This is a genomic window from Sporosarcina ureilytica (assembly GCF_001753205.1).
GTDB classification, from domain to species: Bacteria; Bacillota; Bacilli; order Bacillales_A; family Planococcaceae; genus Sporosarcina; species Sporosarcina ureilytica.
Window position 1 is genome coordinate 829,965 of the sequence record NZ_CP017560.1, and the last position, 16,709, is coordinate 846,673.

General features: G+C 39.8%; 14 protein-coding genes and 16 tRNA genes. 20 read left to right on the forward strand and 10 right to left on the reverse strand.

The features are described from left to right. The first annotated feature begins 33 nt into the window (after window positions 1-33). The 16 genes from BI350_RS04150 (at window position 34) to BI350_RS04225 (ending at window position 1,692) form a co-directional block, all read left to right on the forward strand. Window positions 34-108 (forward strand) — tRNA-Asn (locus tag BI350_RS04150). A gap of 3 nt (window positions 109-111) precedes the next feature. Continuing rightward, window positions 112-203, forward strand: a tRNA-Ser gene (locus tag BI350_RS04155). Window positions 204-233: 30 nt separating this feature from the next. Further along, window positions 234-308 (forward strand) — tRNA-Glu (locus BI350_RS04160). Between the two features lie 45 nt (window positions 309-353). Further along, a tRNA-Val gene (locus BI350_RS04165) sits at window positions 354-429 on the forward strand. A gap of 136 nt (window positions 430-565) precedes the next feature. Next, window positions 566-640: transfer RNA gene (locus tag BI350_RS04170), tRNA-Met, on the forward strand. Between the two features lie 3 nt (window positions 641-643). After that, a tRNA-Asp gene (locus BI350_RS04175) sits at window positions 644-719 on the forward strand. 12 nt (window positions 720-731) lie between these two features. Further along, window positions 732-804 (forward strand) — tRNA-Phe (locus tag BI350_RS04180). A gap of 12 nt (window positions 805-816) precedes the next feature. After that, a tRNA-Thr gene (locus BI350_RS04185) sits at window positions 817-892 on the forward strand. Between the two features lie 41 nt (window positions 893-933). Continuing rightward, window positions 934-1,018 (forward strand) — tRNA-Tyr (locus tag BI350_RS04190). 3 nt (window positions 1,019-1,021) lie between these two features. Beyond that, window positions 1,022-1,092, forward strand: a tRNA-Trp gene (locus BI350_RS04195). A 61-nt stretch (window positions 1,093-1,153) separates the two neighbouring features. After that, window positions 1,154-1,229 (forward strand) — tRNA-His (locus BI350_RS04200). 33 nt (window positions 1,230-1,262) lie between these two features. Beyond that, window positions 1,263-1,335 (forward strand) — tRNA-His (locus BI350_RS04205). 6 nt (window positions 1,336-1,341) lie between these two features. Beyond that, window positions 1,342-1,413 (forward strand) — tRNA-Gln (locus BI350_RS04210). Window positions 1,414-1,417: 4 nt separating this feature from the next. Continuing rightward, window positions 1,418-1,492 (forward strand) — tRNA-Gly (locus BI350_RS04215). A 10-nt stretch (window positions 1,493-1,502) separates the two neighbouring features. Next, window positions 1,503-1,576 (forward strand) — tRNA-Cys (locus tag BI350_RS04220). A gap of 35 nt (window positions 1,577-1,611) precedes the next feature. Next, window positions 1,612-1,692: transfer RNA gene (locus tag BI350_RS04225), tRNA-Leu, on the forward strand. 224 nt (window positions 1,693-1,916) lie between these two features. On the opposite strand, the gene BI350_RS04230 is transcribed toward BI350_RS04225, so the two are convergent. Beyond that, a complete protein-coding gene (locus tag BI350_RS04230; protein ID WP_075526976.1) occupies window positions 1,917-2,609 on the reverse strand; it encodes a B3/B4 domain-containing protein in 693 nt (230 codons plus the stop codon). 56 nt (window positions 2,610-2,665) lie between these two features. Between BI350_RS04230 and queG the strand changes: the two genes are divergently transcribed. Together queG and trmL are read left to right on the forward strand one after the other, a co-directional pair. Further along, entirely contained in the window at window positions 2,666-3,811 is a 1,146-nt protein-coding gene (gene queG / locus BI350_RS04235; RefSeq protein WP_075526977.1) for a tRNA epoxyqueuosine(34) reductase QueG, read from the forward strand. 18 nt (window positions 3,812-3,829) lie between these two features. Next, a complete protein-coding gene (gene trmL / locus BI350_RS04240) occupies window positions 3,830-4,303 on the forward strand; it encodes a tRNA (uridine(34)/cytosine(34)/5-carboxymethylaminomethyluridine(34)-2'-O)-methyltransferase TrmL (RefSeq protein WP_075526978.1) in 474 nt (157 codons plus the stop codon). Window positions 4,304-4,334: 31 nt separating this feature from the next. Here trmL and BI350_RS04245 read toward each other — a convergent pair whose 3' ends face one another. The 7 genes from BI350_RS04245 to BI350_RS04275 form a co-directional block, all read right to left on the reverse strand. Beyond that, the gene (locus BI350_RS04245; protein WP_075526979.1) at window positions 4,335-4,778 is read right to left on the reverse strand and encodes a PH domain-containing protein; all 444 of its coding nucleotides are present in this window, start codon (window positions 4,776-4,778) and stop codon (window positions 4,335-4,337) included. A gap of 345 nt (window positions 4,779-5,123) precedes the next feature. Then, window positions 5,124-6,428, reverse strand: a complete 1,305-nt coding sequence (locus BI350_RS04250) for an NCS2 family permease (protein ID WP_075526980.1) — start codon at window positions 6,426-6,428, stop codon at window positions 5,124-5,126. A gap of 193 nt (window positions 6,429-6,621) precedes the next feature. Next, window positions 6,622-7,458 (reverse strand): RluA family pseudouridine synthase, encoded by an 837-nt coding sequence (locus BI350_RS04255; protein WP_075526981.1) that lies wholly within the window; start codon window positions 7,456-7,458, stop codon window positions 6,622-6,624. After that, the gene (locus tag BI350_RS04260) at window positions 7,455-7,931 is read right to left on the reverse strand and encodes a thioredoxin family protein (protein WP_075526982.1); all 477 of its coding nucleotides are present in this window, start codon (window positions 7,929-7,931) and stop codon (window positions 7,455-7,457) included. The genes BI350_RS04255 and BI350_RS04260 overlap by 4 nt, the downstream gene beginning before the upstream one ends. Before the next feature lies 1 nt (window position 7,932). Next, window positions 7,933-8,358 (reverse strand): disulfide oxidoreductase, encoded by a 426-nt coding sequence (locus tag BI350_RS04265; RefSeq protein ID WP_075526983.1) that lies wholly within the window; start codon window positions 8,356-8,358, stop codon window positions 7,933-7,935. Between the two features lie 165 nt (window positions 8,359-8,523). Next, the gene (gene rsgA, locus BI350_RS04270) at window positions 8,524-9,600 is read right to left on the reverse strand and encodes a ribosome small subunit-dependent GTPase A (protein WP_168157280.1); all 1,077 of its coding nucleotides are present in this window, start codon (window positions 9,598-9,600) and stop codon (window positions 8,524-8,526) included. A gap of 238 nt (window positions 9,601-9,838) precedes the next feature. Continuing rightward, window positions 9,839-11,155, reverse strand: a complete 1,317-nt coding sequence (locus BI350_RS04275) for a hemolysin family protein (RefSeq protein ID WP_075529229.1) — start codon at window positions 11,153-11,155, stop codon at window positions 9,839-9,841. Window positions 11,156-11,986: 831 nt separating this feature from the next. On the opposite strand from BI350_RS04275, the gene BI350_RS04280 reads away from it, so the two are divergent. Both BI350_RS04280 and BI350_RS04285 read left to right on the forward strand, forming a co-directional pair. Beyond that, window positions 11,987-13,726, forward strand: coding sequence for an ABC transporter ATP-binding protein (locus BI350_RS04280; RefSeq protein WP_075529230.1), 1,740 nt, complete (start codon window positions 11,987-11,989; stop codon window positions 13,724-13,726). Next, the gene (locus tag BI350_RS04285; RefSeq protein WP_075526985.1) at window positions 13,727-15,478 is read left to right on the forward strand and encodes an ABC transporter ATP-binding protein; all 1,752 of its coding nucleotides are present in this window, start codon (window positions 13,727-13,729) and stop codon (window positions 15,476-15,478) included. A gap of 58 nt (window positions 15,479-15,536) precedes the next feature. Here BI350_RS04285 and BI350_RS04290 read toward each other — a convergent pair whose 3' ends face one another. Together BI350_RS04290 and BI350_RS04295 are read right to left on the reverse strand one after the other, a co-directional pair. Beyond that, the gene (locus tag BI350_RS04290; RefSeq protein ID WP_075526986.1) at window positions 15,537-16,103 is read right to left on the reverse strand and encodes a class I SAM-dependent methyltransferase; all 567 of its coding nucleotides are present in this window, start codon (window positions 16,101-16,103) and stop codon (window positions 15,537-15,539) included. 31 nt (window positions 16,104-16,134) lie between these two features. Further along, a complete protein-coding gene (locus BI350_RS04295) occupies window positions 16,135-16,560 on the reverse strand; it encodes an Rrf2 family transcriptional regulator (protein ID WP_075526987.1) in 426 nt (141 codons plus the stop codon). Window positions 16,561-16,709: the final 149 nt, after the last annotated feature.

Sequence of the window (16,709 nt, forward strand, 5' to 3'; positions counted from 1 at the left end):
ATTATGTGAATGGACAGACATTGATAATATTATTCCGCAGTAGCTCAGTGGTAGAGCAATCGGCTGTTAACCGATCGGTCGTAGGTTCGAATCCTACCTGCGGAGCCAATTGGAGAGCTGTCCGAGTGGCCGAAGGAGCACGATTGGAAATCGTGTAGGCGGTTTGCGCTGCCTCAAGGGTTCAAATCCCTTGCTCTCCGCCAGATTTTTAAGTTAATCATTACATACATAATGGCCCCTTGGTCAAGCGGTTAAGACACCGCCCTTTCACGGCGGTAACACGGGTTCGAATCCCGTAGGGGTCACCATATTTACTTTATTAATTGAAGTATGTTTTATTGTAATTTCAACATGGAGGATTAGCTCAGCTGGGAGAGCACCTGCCTTACAAGCAGGGGGTCGGCGGTTCGATCCCGTCATCCTCCACCATATTATTATAATTATCGCGGAGTGGAACAAATCGCATCATGAAAAATGCGATTAACACCGACAGTGACAAAGTCACGAAAGGTGTCATACACACTATAAGCGTAGAAAGTCAATTGAATTTAATTGTTATAATTATCGCGGGGTGGAGCAGTGGCAGCTCGTCGGGCTCATAACCCGAAGGTCGTAGGTTCAAATCCTACCCCCGCAACCAAATGGTCCCGTGGTGTAGCGGTTAACATGCCTGCCTGTCACGCAGGAGATCGCGGGTTCGATTCCCGTCGGGACCGCCATTTTATTTTAACGGCTTAGTAGCTCAGTCGGTAGAGCAAAGGACTGAAAATCCTTGTGTCGGCGGTTCGATTCCGTCCTAAGCCATTTTTTCTAAATGCCGGAGTAGCTCAACTGGTAGAGCAACTGACTTGTAATCAGTAGGTTGAGGGTTCAAGTCCTTTCTCCGGCACCAAGAAAAATTATACATTGTGTGCTTGTCATATATTTTAATTCGGTGGGGTAGCGAAGTGGCTAAACGCGGCGGACTGTAAATCCGCTCCCTCAGGGTTCGGGGGTTCGAATCCCTCCCCCACCACCATTTAGGGGCATAGTTTAAGGGCAGAATAGAGGTCTCCAAAACCTTTGGTGTGGGTTCGAATCCTACTGCCCCTGTTATTCTTTGAAATACAAAACATTCCTTTATTAACCGTATTGGAATTATTTTTATGTTATGGCGGTTGTGGCGAAGTGGTTAACGCATCGGGTTGTGGTCCCGACATTCGAGGGTTCGATTCCCTTCAGCCGCCCCATTACTTAAAATATAATCATGTAATAGTATTCTGGCGATTGTGGCGAAGTGGTTAACGCATCGGGTTGTGGTCCCGACATTCGAGGGTTCGATTCCCTTCAGTCGCCCTTTTTTGGGGTATAGCCAAGCGGTAAGGCAACGGACTTTGACTCCGTCATTCGTTGGTTCGAATCCAGCTACCCCAGTTATGCGGAAGTAGTTCAGTGGTAGAATATCACCTTGCCAAGGTGGAGGTCGCGGGTTCGAATCCCGTCTTCCGCTCCAATTTTATAGAGGCGGCATAGCCAAGCGGTAAGGCACGGGTCTGCAACACCCTTACCACCGGTTCGATTCCGGTTGCCGCCTCCAAATTTGACTTTATATGATAATTTAAATATTTCTTAGCCCGAGTGGTGGAATGGCAGACACGTCGCACTCAAAATGCGATGCCGCAAGGCGTGCCGGTTCAAGTCCGGCCTCGGGTATCAAAAAAGACGCAACTTCGGTTGTGTCTTTTTTTGATGTAAATTTTAAATGTTTTATCTAATACTCAAAAAAGAAAAGGCTCCTTAAAAGAAAGGAGCCTTTTTCCATAGAAGGAGACTATCTGAAGCATTAAAGGATTGTTGCAATGCTCTAGTTGCTGATTCATAATTGGTTAAGCTACATTTAAATTATAGGTTTCCTCCCATGCTTTCACATTAAAATGTTAATCTAGCATAGTAGAAGACTGTTCTTTGTGCAAAATCTTTGAGTATACTTCACCGCCATGAACATTCGTAAACATTTTTCCTGCAGCTGTTAATAGTTCAGCGGCTTCTTCTGTGTTCATGGAAGGACGCAAGAAGAACACATGAATAGCGGATGTTGTATTTTCGGAAACAGCAGTCCGTTTTGAATCAACAAAAGGGCTCCCGAAAGGACCAATATTATCGGACAAGACAATCATATTATTCAAATGGTTTAGACGTCCGTTTAATCCTTCGCAAGTTGTTTCACTTGTTCCAATGTTAAACGCGATATCTCCTTGAATATGCTGCGTGTCATAAATCCCCATTGGAATTTCATATTGCAAAGAGAAAAAGTTATTCATATCAACAGCAGAGTTAAAGGGTTGTAAATAATTTTGTTTACTAATTCTTCTTAGTAACGATTCAATTGAAGAACGATAACGGCTTGGGTTTGCGCCAAATGCTTTCCATATTTCACGCCATTCCTGAACACCTTGAAATTTTGTGACTGCTTTGTCATCAAGTTCAAAGAAAAGTTGTTCTTGAAATAATTGTAAGCGTCCTTTTAGCATTTGAGGAGATTCTGAGACCGTAATTTTGGTATAATGGTTAAGGCCTATTTTAAAGGCGGGTAAAGTATTCAATATTTTATTGTCTAAACTTACTTTCAATCTAATCACCCTTTATATAATATGTTTTTATTTTACCATGGGGGAGGTGTTTTTAAATGAATATACTCGAACTTCAAGAGGAAGTAAAAAAATATGCTGCTTCAATTGGGATTGATAAGGTCGGTTTTACGACTGCAGCTCCGTTTCACGAATTAAGAAACCGGTTAGTTCGCCAACAAGAACTAGGCTTTCAGTCAGGCTTTGAGGAGAAAGATATTGAGAAGCGTACGGATCCTGCACTTCTCTTGGATAGACCGGAAAGTATTATTGCGATTGCCATTGCGTATCCTTCTAAAATGGAAAATTCTCCTCGTGGAAAAAAAGGGGAGAGACGTGGGATATTTTGTCGTGCTTCTTGGGGAACTGATTATCATATTGTCCTTCGTGAGCGTTTAAAGTTACTGGAGGAGTTTATATTAGCCCGTGTGCCAACTGCAAAGTTGCGTTCTATGGTAGACACAGGAGAACTTGCAGACCGCGCAGTAGCAGAGCGAGCGGGCATTGGGTGGTCAGGGAAGAACTGTTCAATTATCACGCCTGAATTCGGATCGTATGTGTATCTAGGTGAGATGATTACAAATATTCCTTTTGCACCAGACGAGCCGATGGAAGACGAGTGTGGGGATTGTAGGTTATGTTTAGACGCATGCCCAACAGGTGCCTTAATTCAGGGTGGACAGCTCAATGCACAGCGCTGTATCGCTTTTTTAACACAGACGAAGACATCGATTCCTGAAGAGTTTAGGACGAAGATTGGAAACCGTGTATACGGTTGTGATACATGCCAAACAATTTGCCCGAAAAACAGGAAAAAGTATAATTTGCACCAGGAAGCATTTAAGCCTGAACCGGAACTCGCAAAACCTGTATTAGAACCGATGTTGGATTTATCGAATCGTCAATTTAGAGAGCAATTCGGACATATTGCGGGTTCGTGGAGAGGTAAAAATCCGATTCAACGAAATGCGATAATCGCTTTAGCGCATTTCAAAGAAGAAGCGGCAATTCCTAAATTAACCGAGATGCTGCGGAATGATCAACGACCCGTTATGCGTGGGACAATTGCTTGGGCACTTGGCCAAATAGGAACAGAAGCAAGTTATAAAGCAATCCAAGCAGCTTTAGCAACGGAAGAACAAGAAGATGTTCGACTGGAATTAGAAAAAGCGCTTGAAAATTGGCAAGAAGAGACTCATATTTAGAACAGAGGAAGTGCTGAAATGGCAATACATGTGGCGTTATTTGAACCGCAGATTCCTGCGAACACAGGAAACATCGCGAGAACCTGTGCAGGTACAGGCGTAAAATTACATTTAATTAAACCATTAGGATTTTCAACAGAAGATAAAATGTTAAAAAGGGCAGGACTTGATTATTGGCAACATGTTGATGTCTTTTATCATGATGGGATTCGGCAGTTTATCGACGCTTATCCGGAAGGTAAGTTTTATTTTATTACGAAATTTGGGCAGAAATCTTATACGTCTTTTGATTATTCGAATTCAGAGGAGGATATCTTCTTTGTGTTTGGTAAAGAGACTAAGGGACTGCCTAATGAAATTCTGGAGGAATATGAAGAGAACTGTTTACGTGTTCCGATGAATGACAATATACGTGCGTTAAACTTATCAAATACCGCCGCGGTGTTAGTATATGAAGCACTTCGACAACAATCCTTTATTGGGTTGAAGTAATTAAGAGGGTTTCCAATGGATCGAGCTACAATCATTGGAAGCCCTTTTTGTATATATTTGGACAACGTTTTTTTAATTCAGCAATAAAACCTATCTGATCTTCAGGTGAGATTTTCACGCTTCCTAGTAAGCTGAACTTATAAAAGATTTCAATCGCATCTCTTGACGTTAGAATTCTGTACCCAGTCAATATTTCTGTCGTCGGGGCGATTTTTATAATTTTATTATAGGGAATCCGACTTCTAAACGGTCCACCTTGGACAAATAAAAAATCCTCGTAAAAAACATATTTAACATTGAACGTACACCAAAGAATTAATCCTATTGTAAAAAGAAAAGTTGAGATTAATGTAAGAACCGTTGGCAAATCACCGCCAGCAAAATATAATGGTAATAAAGTAACCGCGCCAATGATCAATCCGACGATTACCATGAAAAGCATAAAAAAATTATCTACTTTTGAACGGAAAGTCATAAGCCTTCACCTCCCTATCTTAGGTACGTATCAAGATGAATTAAGTTTCATTCAAAGATAAATAAAAAGCAGATGGCGAAAAACATATTGTTTTTCGCCATCTGCTTTATCATTGAAACTGCTCAAATTAAGTCGGTTGGTTACCGCGCTTTTTCTTTTGGTTTGTGCCTGGCTTGTCCTCGTACCCACCTGTAAGAATCGCGGAAAGGAATGCAACACAAACTCCTAGAACTAAAATAAGTTTCATAACTTATCCCTCCTATGAGACAGCTGTTGTCTACCGTTAAGTATACCTCATTTATTAGGAAAATGAAATGTCCTTATTTTGTTTAATTGTGACATTTCTTAATGCGCTAAAAATAACAGTTGATACGCGAATAAGATTGCGAAAACGTAAAGAAGAATTGGCACTTGTCTCCACTTTCCTTTTACGACTTTCAAAATTGGATATGTGATAAATCCAAGTGCAATTCCAGTTGCAATACTAGAAGTGAGCGGCATCGTTAAAATAATTAGAAATGCAGGGAAGGCTTCGTCGAAAGATTCCCATTCTATTTCTTTTACAACACTAATCATTAAGCTTCCTACAATAATGAGTGCCGGCGCTGTAATTGCAGAAACGCCTGATAACGCACTGACGAGAGGCCCAAAAAAGGCTGCAATCATAAAGAGTATCGCGACTGTTAATGTAGTAAGCCCTGAACGTCCCCCAACAGCGACACCAGACGATGATTCGATATATGCTGAAGTTGGGCTCGTTCCGAACATTGAACCGACTGTAGCGGCTACAGAGTCGGCCAGTAATGCATGGCGTGCTTTAGGCATAGAGCCATCTTTTTTTAATAAACCAGCTTGTTTTGCGACACCAATCATTGTGCCTGTTGTATCAAACATTGTCACAATAAGAAAAGCGAAGACAACGCCGTATAAACCATGAGAAATGATGTCTGACATCGCGCTGATAGGATTCCAAACGATAATTCCTTCAGGCAAGGATGGCAGTTTCCATAAACCTTCTGTAAATGATAATTGGCCTGTGAAAACGGCAACGATACCAGTTACAATCATCCCGATAAAAATTGAACCGTAAACATTTAATGTCATTAAAATCACCGTGATGATTAGTCCAAATAATGCTAGGAGGACTGTCGGCGAGGTTAAATCACCGAGTTGAACTAGATTTGTTTCATGACTTGCAACAAGCCCTGAAAGTTTCAATCCAATAAAGGCAATAAATAATCCAATTCCCGCAGTAATTCCATGTTTTAAATTTTGTGGAATTGATGCAATTAGCTTTTCCCTAAAAGGTGTAAGCGATAAAATGGTAAATATTATTCCAGCAATAAATACTGCCGAAAATGCAGTCATATAATCTAGTTGTCCATCGGATGCAATGACCACAGAAGTAAAGTACGCATTCAATCCCATGCCAGGTGCGATGGCGATAGGATAATTTGCAAAAAGTGCCATCCAAAGTGTTCCTACAGCGGCAGCAATAATTGTCGCAAGAAATACTTGGTCGAATGGAACGCCAGCATCAGCTAGAATAATCGGGTTGACAATAATGATGTAAGCCATCGTTAAAAATGTTGTCATTCCCGCTAAAATTTCAGTTTTAGGATTTGTTTTTAACTGTTTTAATTGAAACAAAGAAATTCTCCTTTCTAAATACGAACAATAAAAACTCCGCTATCAATAATATTCGTTTTTAGAGAGAATTTCAATCCTTTTTTAAGAAAAACAATAAATTTATTATATAGGTCAATTTTAAAGTCAAACAACTGACATATAAAATGTCATAAGAAATCCCGAAGCGCTCGAAAGGCTTCGGGATTTATCTACTTTATTGAACTGTGATTGACTCTTTTGTAAATGGATGGATAAACGCGAGTGCAGTTGCAGTAAGGCGAAAGTTTCCGTCTTCTGTTTCACTGCCCTCGTACAACGTATCGCCAGTTACAGGGTGACCAAGATGGGCAAAGTGTACACGAATTTGATGTGTTCTGCCTGTTTCAAGTTTTGCTTCCACAAGAGTTGTCTGCGCTTTACGCTCCACAACTTTAAAGTGTGTAATCGCTTGTTGACCAGTTGGGGAGACTCTTCTTCTTGCTGAATGATGGCGGTCTTTTCCGATAGGACGGTTAATCGTGCCGCGCGGTCTTTTTAATGTACCGTCTAGTTCCGCTTCATATGTGCGAGTGATTTCGTTGTTTTCAATCATGCGGTCGAAAATTGTTTTTGCAATCGGATGTTTGGCGATAAGTAGCACACCTGCCGTTCCTTTATCGAGCCGGTGAATATGCTCAGCGTATTGGCCGCCATTTTTCACGACATGCGCAAAGACAACATTCATGAGTGTGTCATGTTCAGTATCTTTGGTCGGATGGGTTGCCATGCCAGCAGGTTTCCAAACGGCAATGATATGTTCATCTTCAAAAAGAACTTTTAGCGTTACTTGTTCATTTGGCAAGTAGCTTGAACGTGCATCGGAAACTGTGAATTGGATAGTCGTTCCGGCTGATAAAGGCGTTTTCCAATCAATTGGATTGCCTTCCATATCGGTGACGCCTTTTGCCATACGCATAAGGTGAACAGTCTTTTTCCCTGCTTGCCACTCATCACGTAGTAACTGTTCAATAGTTGTTCCATCGTCTATTATTTTATAATGAAATGAACTCATTCAACTTCTCCTTTAACGGCTTTAAAAAATGCGCGGATGTTTTCCTCTGGTTGCCCGCCGACCATTCGTCCAACCTCTTCACCGTTTTCAAAATAGATCATCGTTGGCGTTGCTTCAATGTTATACAGTTTTGCTTCCTCATTAAATTCGAGTGTGTTAAATTGATCAACTTCCACTTCCATGTTCTGAGCAATTGGCATCATAACAGGGGTCATTTCTTTACAATAGCCACATAAAGGACTGAAAAAATAGGCTGTAACTGATTCGCCAGATGCGATTTTAGCTTTTAGGTCTTCAGGTAAAATAATGTTGCTGTAATTTTTATCGCCGATTAAATCAATAGTCGATTGTTCAAGCTTGTTCGTTCCGTATGGATTATCTTTCAATTTGTCCTTGTTTGATTGATTGTTAAGCACAAGAATCAAGACAAAAATGACGACGATAATCCCGCCGATTGCTAATAATTTCTTCAAGTTATTTATTCTCCTTTTGCCATTTAAGCATGAGGATGCTTGTGATGGCGATTAGTATAAATGCGATTAAAGCTAGAAATGGGATGGTAATAAATCCCAAATAATTAATGTATTGTCCTGTACATGGTACAATTCCACAAGACGGCGCACTGTCACTTAAAAAGCGGAGTTTCTGAATTCCGTAATGATATAACGATAACGAGCCGCCGATGATTGAGAAAACCGCAGTTGTTAAGGCAATTTGTGCATTTCTTTGGAACAGACCAATCCCAGCAATTAAAATGATTGGGTACATGAAAATACGTTGGTACCAACAAAGGGTACAAGGAATAAAGCCGCGTGCTTCAGAAAAGTATAACGATCCCAACGTTGCTACTAATGATACGACAGCAATGAAAATCAAACCATTTTCTTGTCGCTTGTCCATCTAACCACTCCAATGCAACAGAATACACTTTTGATTATAGATTGAAACGGAAAACATGTAAATGAATGTTGATTGGGAAACGATTGTCTATTCAATTGTGTGGAGAAGTTGTGTCAAATAGAAACAGTGAGGAGGCGATTATGGCCTTTCTCACTGTTCGTGTTCTTATTTCTTCGTATAATGCTTTCTTAAATGTTTTGAAATGTTTTTCCGTTTGTTTTGCGCCTGTTTACGGGCTTGTTGATTTGTTTTCTGCTCGATATAAGCAAGTTCTTTTTGGAGTTTTAAGTAACTTGCATACCGTTCTTCCGTTAATTCGCCAGTTGCCAACGCATGTTGTACGGCGCAGCCAGGTTCTTGATTGTGTAGGCAATCATTGAACTTACAAATTTCTGCGAGTGCTTCAATGTCACTGAAGCCAGAATGTAAGCTGTCGCTATTATCCCAAAGCTGAAACTCTCTCATACCGGGCGTGTCGATAATGACACCACCTGAGGGAATGATAATGAGTTCGCGGTGTGTTGTCGTATGCTTACCTTTATCATCGTCAAGCCGGATATCTTGAACGTCCATTTTTTGGTCGTTTAATAAAGCATTCGTTAATGAAGATTTTCCAACCCCTGAAGAACCTAATAGGGCGGCAGTTTTACCGTCCTGTAGCACTTGTCGAATTTGCTCCAAACCTTCACCGGTAATATTACTCACCTCAAATATTTCCGTTCCAAATGCGATATTCTGTGCTTCTTCAACATAATAGGAAGGGTTATCGCTAATATCTTTTTTCGTAAGGACAACAATCGGGACTGCGCCAGAGTCATAGGCCGCAACTAAATAACGCTCCAACCTTCTAGCGTTAAAATCTTTATTCATCGACATAACCAAAAAGGCAATATCGACGTTGACAGCAATGAGTTGTTCTTCGATTGTTGAACCTGCAACTTTGCGAGAAAAGATTGAAGTACGCGGTGAAATCGCATGAATGATTCCACGTTCTTCACCAGGCATTTTTTCTACGACAACCCAGTCGCCGACAGCAGGGAAGTCACGCCGTTCGGTTGCTTCGTATTCCATGCTACCTGAACAAACCGATAGCCATTCGCCAAATTCTGTAATGACGCGATACATTCGTTTGTGTTCAAGTATGACACGTCCCGGGACACATTTTGCTAATCCGCGTTCTTCTATTATTGTTGAGAAATTATCTTTGTGTAATAAATTCCATCCGTAATCATCTAATTTTATCAATTTATAATCCTCCTGTTATTTGTATGAAAAAGCCGTGGGTCCACGATCGGACACCACGGCTTTCACGAACATATAACAGAATAACCTTGTATTATTACGAATACAGGGCAGGTGAAAGTATGGGTCCGATCGTTTTTACAATAGCTACAATCATATATTCCATATCACTTCACCTACTTTCTGTTTGATAGGATTTACAATATCAAATCGTGGATACTGTGTCAATCCCATGAAATTAAGTCGACACTTCCGTTAATTGTTCAAGTTGTTCTCTTTCATGCTTCGTTACTTCTAAATAAAGAATATGTTGACCATCCATATCTTTAATCGTAAATTCATAACCTTGTTCGATAATTGATTGGCCAGTCATCGTTTCAAAACGTTCTGTCATAAACCAACCGCCAATTGTATCGATACCTTCTTCATCGATATCAATCCCGAGAATATCATTCACATTTTCAATGAGTAATTTAGAGTCAAAGATATAATGATCTTCGCCAATTTTTTGAACTTCAGGAACTTCGTCGGTATCAAATTCATCTTGTATATCGCCAACAATTTCTTCCAGTATATCCTCAATCGTTACAAGGCCGGATGTACCGCCGTATTCATCCATCAGTAAAGCCATATGAATTCGTTCTCTCTGGATTTTTAGTAATAAATCGCCAATCGGTATCGTTTCAATGACTTGAATAATCGGTTGCATATACTCAACAACGGTTTGAGTACCCGTGGATGGATTTTTAATATACTCGGTTAATAAGTTTTTCATATTGATGAGGCCAATAATATTATCTTTATCTCCGTTTGTAACAGGATAACGTGTATATTGTTCGATTCCTTCTGTGTTAAATACGTCTTGAATCGTCATGTCTTTATCGACAGTCATCATTTCTGTACGCGGCATCATAATTTCTTTTGCGATGCGATCGTCAAATTCGAAAATTTTATTGACATATTTATATTCGGCTTGGTTAATTTCACCGCTTTTTAGACTGTCCGTTAAAATCATTCGTAATTCCTCTTCAGAATGGGCAACATCTGATTCTGAAATGGCTTTATAGCCAAATAATCCGATAAGAAATCGCGCTGAACCATTCATCCCTTTTATGACTGGATACATCAATTTATAAAACAGAATAAGAGGTTTTGCGAACGATAGCGTTATGTCTTCCGCTTTTTGAATCGCAATCGTTTTGGGAGCTAGTTCACCAACAACGACGTGTAAAAATGTCACGATTGTAAAAGCAATAATAAATGAGAGAATTGTTGCTACACTGGCCGACACTTCAAAATAGGAGAAAAGCGGTTTTAACATCAAGTTAATGGTCGGTTCTCCTAGCATACCGAGTCCAAGTGCCGTTATCGTAATCCCAAGTTGACAAGCAGACAAGTATTCATCTAAATTGCTAATAATTCTTTTTGCATCTATTGCACGTCGGTTTCCTTCTTCGACGAGCTGATTGATTCGTGTCGTTCTAATTTTAACAATTGCAAATTCACTCGCAACAAAAAATGCGGTGAGGGCGATCAAGACAGCAAATGCTGTCAATCGTATGGCAATTTCCAAATAGTTACTTTGTTCCGCACCCAAATGAGGGGAGAAACAAAGTGTACACCTCCTGTAATGGTAAAATAGTTAATTACTTCTATGATAATTTATTTATAAGAAAAAAACAATTATGTGGATTGTTTTTTATTTGGATATGTGAAATGAGGTGAGAGAGGTGGATCTTTGGATACTCATTAAGCAGCGGTATATATTTATATTATTTTTCATAACGATATTATTATCGAGTATTGTTTTACTACTTTACATTTGGAAAAATCGTTCAATCCTTCCAAAAATATTAACCGCGACGATAATCTTGATTTGTTTATTTTTAATAGTAACATTAATCATTTTACTGTTTTTTATCATTTCTTTTGGATACAATACTTAACCATAAAAATATAAACTTTCTTTTGGGAAAAGTATTGACATAGTAAAAAGAGACGTGTATTGTAAAATTATTACGAAACTCGAAATAGAAAGGTAGGTATGGAAGATGATAAATATTATATTATACACCAAGGAACTTAATAGTCTCTCCATGCCTGCGTACTTTCTATTTGATTTTTGAATGAATGGAATGGCATGTTGCCGTTCTTTTTAATAAGCACACGCTTGTTTAAATGGGCGTGTGCTTTTTTGTGTCTGTTGATGTTTGAAAAATCCTAAGATTCGATTAAGAGAGGTATTTTCACGCTCAGCGTGTTAAAGATTTTATGGAAAAGGAGTGCTAAGCATGATTCATATCATTCGGCAAAAAAGACTAGTACTGAAGGTATCGTTGGAAAACGGTTAGCCCCAAAACACAGATGAAAGAAGGTCGATTGATTGATGTTTTCGGTATTACAAAAGTTAAAATGGTTTTTTCAAGAAAATAAAAAACGTTATACTGTAGCTGTTTTGTTATTAATTCTTGCAAATATTTTAGTCGTCGTACCGCCCTGGTTAATCGGAAAAGCAATTGACTCGATTCATTTGCAAACGTTAACCGCGAAGTTACTGGCCATGTTTATTGGTGCCATGCTGCTCATCATGCTTGTAAATTATGTAATTAACTTTGTTTGGCAATACCAACTATTTGGCGGTGCCTACGTTTTGGAAAGGCAATTACGGAGACGATTAATGCGCCATTTTTTAAAAATGACGCCGTCGTTTTATGAGAAAAACAAGACTGGTGATTTAATGGCGCGCTCGACCAATGATTTACGTGCTGTGTCAGAAACTGCTGGTTTTGGCATTATGACATTGGCGGATTCAACGGTTTATTTATTCACATTGGTGGCAACGATGGGTTTTCTCGTTTCTTGGAAATTAACACTTGTCGCCATTTTACCGTTGCCAATTTTGGCGTACATTATGCAAGTGTTAGGAAAGCGCATTCATGAACGATACTTAGTTGCTCAACAAGCATTTGGTGATTTGAATGACCATGTACTTGAAGCCGTAGCAGGTGTCCGCGTCGTGCGGGCTTACGTGCAAGAACGTGCGACTGAACAAAAGTTTGCTGAAATGACAGAAGATGTCTTTCGGAAAAATATGCACGTCGAGAAAATCGATGCCCTTTTTATGCCGATTACAAAAATCTTAACAGGCCTAACGTATGCAATTGGGCTTGGTTATGGTGCATTTCTCGTATCGGATGGACAGATGACGCTCGGCAACCTTGTGACGTTTAATGTTTATTTGTCCATGCTTGTCTGGCCGATGTTTGCGATTGGGGAATTAATTAACGTCATGCAACGCGGTAATGCCTCGCTTGATCGTGTAACAGAAACATTAAATTACGAGGAAGATGTCAAAGATCCTGAGCGTCCTATAGAGGTGAAGCATCCGGAAAATATTGGTTTTAAGGATGTTGCTTTCACTTATCCAACATCAAATACGGTGAACCTGGAGAATATTCATCTTCATTTAAAGCGTGGGGAAACACTTGGGATTGTTGGGAAAACGGGCAGTGGGAAAACGACATTTGTGAAACAATTGCTTCGTGAATATCCTGCCGGTGAAGGAGAAATTGTATTTTCAGATATCTCGCTACAAGCATTAACGAAAGACAAAGTAAGGAATTGGATTGGCTATGTTCCGCAAGACCATGTGTTATTTTCACGTTCTGTAAAGGAGAATATTTTATTTGGCCGTGAAGATGCAACGGATTCGGATATTGATGAGGCGATTCGACTTTCGTATTTTGAGAAGGATTTGGCGATGTTACCTGAAGGGTTGGAAACGCTTGTTGGGGAGAAAGGGGTCGCATTATCTGGGGGGCAAAAACAACGCATTTCGATTGCCAGGGCGCTTGTGAAAAATCCTGAAATTCTAATTCTCGATGATTCACTTTCAGCAGTTGATGCAAAAACAGAAGCAAAAATTATTGAAAATATACAAAATGAACGTGCTGGAAAAACGACGATTATTACGACCCATCGACTTTCAGCAGTTCAACATGCCGAGTGGATTATTGTGTTGGATGATGGGCGGATTGTGGAAGAAGGTACGCATGAACAATTAGTAGCGATGAACGGCTGGTATAAAGAACAATTCGACCGCCAGCAAATTGCGGAGGTGGAATAAATGAGTACAGGCAAACGGTTAGTGCAATATGCATGGCATTATAAAAAGTTTATTATGACTGGAATTCTATTACTTGCCTTTGCGGTCGCGGCTGACTTAATGGGTCCATTAATTGCGAAGAAAATTATTGATGACCATATTGCATTGGCGTCGGATGATGGTCTTGATTTTGGTCCTGTTGTGATGTTGCTCGGCATCTTTATTAGTTTGGCAGTCGTCACAGCGATTTTAAGGTATTTTCAATATTTATTGTTACAAAATGCCGCAAACCGAATTGTTCAAAAAATGCGGAATGATTTATACGAGCATATTCAAAGATTACCGATTCGTTACTTCGATAACTTACCTGCCGGGAAAGTCGTCGCAAGGCTGACAAATGATACTGAAGCGATTCGAAATTTATATGTTACAGTGCTTTCCCAGTTTGCGATTAATGGCATGTATATTACAGGGATTTTTATCGCTTTATTTTATTTAGACCCGAAGATGGGCGCAATTACGCTCTTTATTGTTCCGATTATATACGTATGGATGAAGTTGTATCGAGGATTTGCCTCTAAAGTCAATCATATTATTCGCGGTAAAGTAAGTGATATGAATGCAATGATTAACGAGTCCATTAACGGAATGACGATTATTCAAGCGTTCCGACGTGAAAAACAGATGGAAGAAGAGTTCCGCGAATTGAATGACACGCATTACCATTATCAAAATAAATTATTAAAAGTAATTGCGGCCACGTCCTACAATCTTGTTGATGTCATTCGGTCGATTACGTTTGTGTTTTTTATTTGGTATTTTGGCGGAGCTTCGCTTTCGGCTGAAAGTATCGTTTCAGTCGGGATGCTCTATGCGTTTGTTGATTATTTAACAAGATTATTTAATCCTGTGACGGGGATTGTGAATCAGTTTGAGCAGCTGGAACATTCTCTTGTGGCAGGGGAACGTGTTTTTCGGTTATTAGACCGTGAAGGAGAACCGGTCAGCGATACGAAAATTGCTAGGTACCGCGGAAATGTTCGTTTTGAAGAGGTTTGGTTTGCTTATAAAGATGAGGAATATGTGTTGAAAAACATTTCATTCGAAGCGAAGCAAGGTGAGACGGTTGCGCTTGTCGGTCATACGGGTTCGGGGAAAAGTTCGATTATGAATTTATTGTTTCGATTTTACGATCCTTCTAAAGGAACGATAACAATTGATGGACTGGACATTGAACAAATGTCCAGACAGACAGTTCGCGACCATATGGGCATTGTTTTACAAGATCCATATTTGTTTAGTGGGACGGTCGCCTCGAATATTAGTTTGGGCGATGAGCGAATTACAAGCGAACAAATTCAGGCGGCACTTGATGCGGTTGGTGGAGAGCGCGTGTTACAGCATTTGCCAAAAGGAATTGACGAGGAAGTGGTGGAAAAGGGGAGCACGCTCTCTTCGGGTCAGCGTCAACTTATTTCATTTGCGAGGGCATTGGCATTCGACCCAGCGATTTTAATACTTGATGAGGCCACTTCAAATATCGATACAGAAACGGAAGAAATTATTCAACATGCGATGGACGTGTTAAAAAAAGGACGGACGACATTTATTATTGCGCACCGTTTATCAACAATTAAATCGGCAGACCGGATTATCGTATTGGACAGCGGTGAAATAATTGAACAAGGTACCCATGAGGAATTGCTCGCGCTTGGCGGTCAATACGCGCAAATGTACCAATTGCAATCCGGTGCTTCTGACAAGTTAGCGTAATGATGAAAGGATAGAGAACAGGGGAATTCCCTCTGTCCCCTATCCTTTTGGTATAGGGTTATTTTTGTACAATAAAGATATAGATATGTGTTGTCGGAATCAATTTATCTTGTATTGTAAAACCAGCTTTTAATAGTTCCTGTTCCATTACGGAAAAATGGATTCTCGGTGGTCCATCAGGAGAGTTGTCTTTCTTTTCAATTTCCACGCAGACAAAATGACCGCCGTCTTTTAGAACGCGATGGATTTCCGTTAAAGTTTCGTTGAGTGGTTTAACTTCGTGCAATACCAGGGAGGCAAGTGCAATGTTAACAGCATGGTCCGGTAATGGGATAGGTGAGAAATTCCCTTCAATCGTTTCGATGTTTGTTAGCTTCTCGTCATGTGCTTTTGTTTTAATGATTTCCAACATTTCACAATCAATATCTACCGCATAGACGGTACCATCCACCATTTTCGCTGCTGGAATTGTAAAGTAGCCTGTGCCAGCACCTAAGTCTAAGAAGTTATCGCTTTGTTGGATAGGAATGAGATCAAATAATTGTTTGGGTGGTAAATCCCCTCGTTTTTCAGGGTCTTCTAAAAATGCAATTTTTTGTGCTAAACGGTTCGGATGATTTTTCATATAAGGCTCCTTTTTATGCATTAATTTTACTTTAAAGCGTATTTTTATGCCGATTTTTACATTGATTATCCACCTGATTGGCGATGTCGATAAGAAGCTTTTTATCGAGTTCGTGTTTCATATTTTGTTCAACGTTTAACATGACCTGTTCAATGTGGCAGCCTGCATGATGACTAAAGGAACATGTGAAGAAATTGGCATCTCCTTCAATCGCCAGAATCACATCGAGAAACGAAATTTCGTGCTTCGGTTTAGCTACTTGATAGCCGCCATTCACGCCAGGGGTAGATTCGATTAAACCTGATTTTGCAAGCTTCGTTAAGATTTTTGAGAGATAAGTAGGTGAAAGTCGTTGAATTTCTGCTAACTTTTGAACGCCAATCCTATTTCCTATCGGTAATCGCAGTAAATGGACCATCGTATGAAGCGCATAGTTTGTTGCTTTGGAATACTTCATGATTTGCTCCTTTTCTAATTATAGATATTAAAGAGTTGTTGAGTCTTTAATTAAATGTAGAATAACATGTTCACAAAAATAAAGCCAACCATTCTACTAGAATGATAATTAAGGTGAGGGATTGAATCTATAATTATTTCCACCTACCT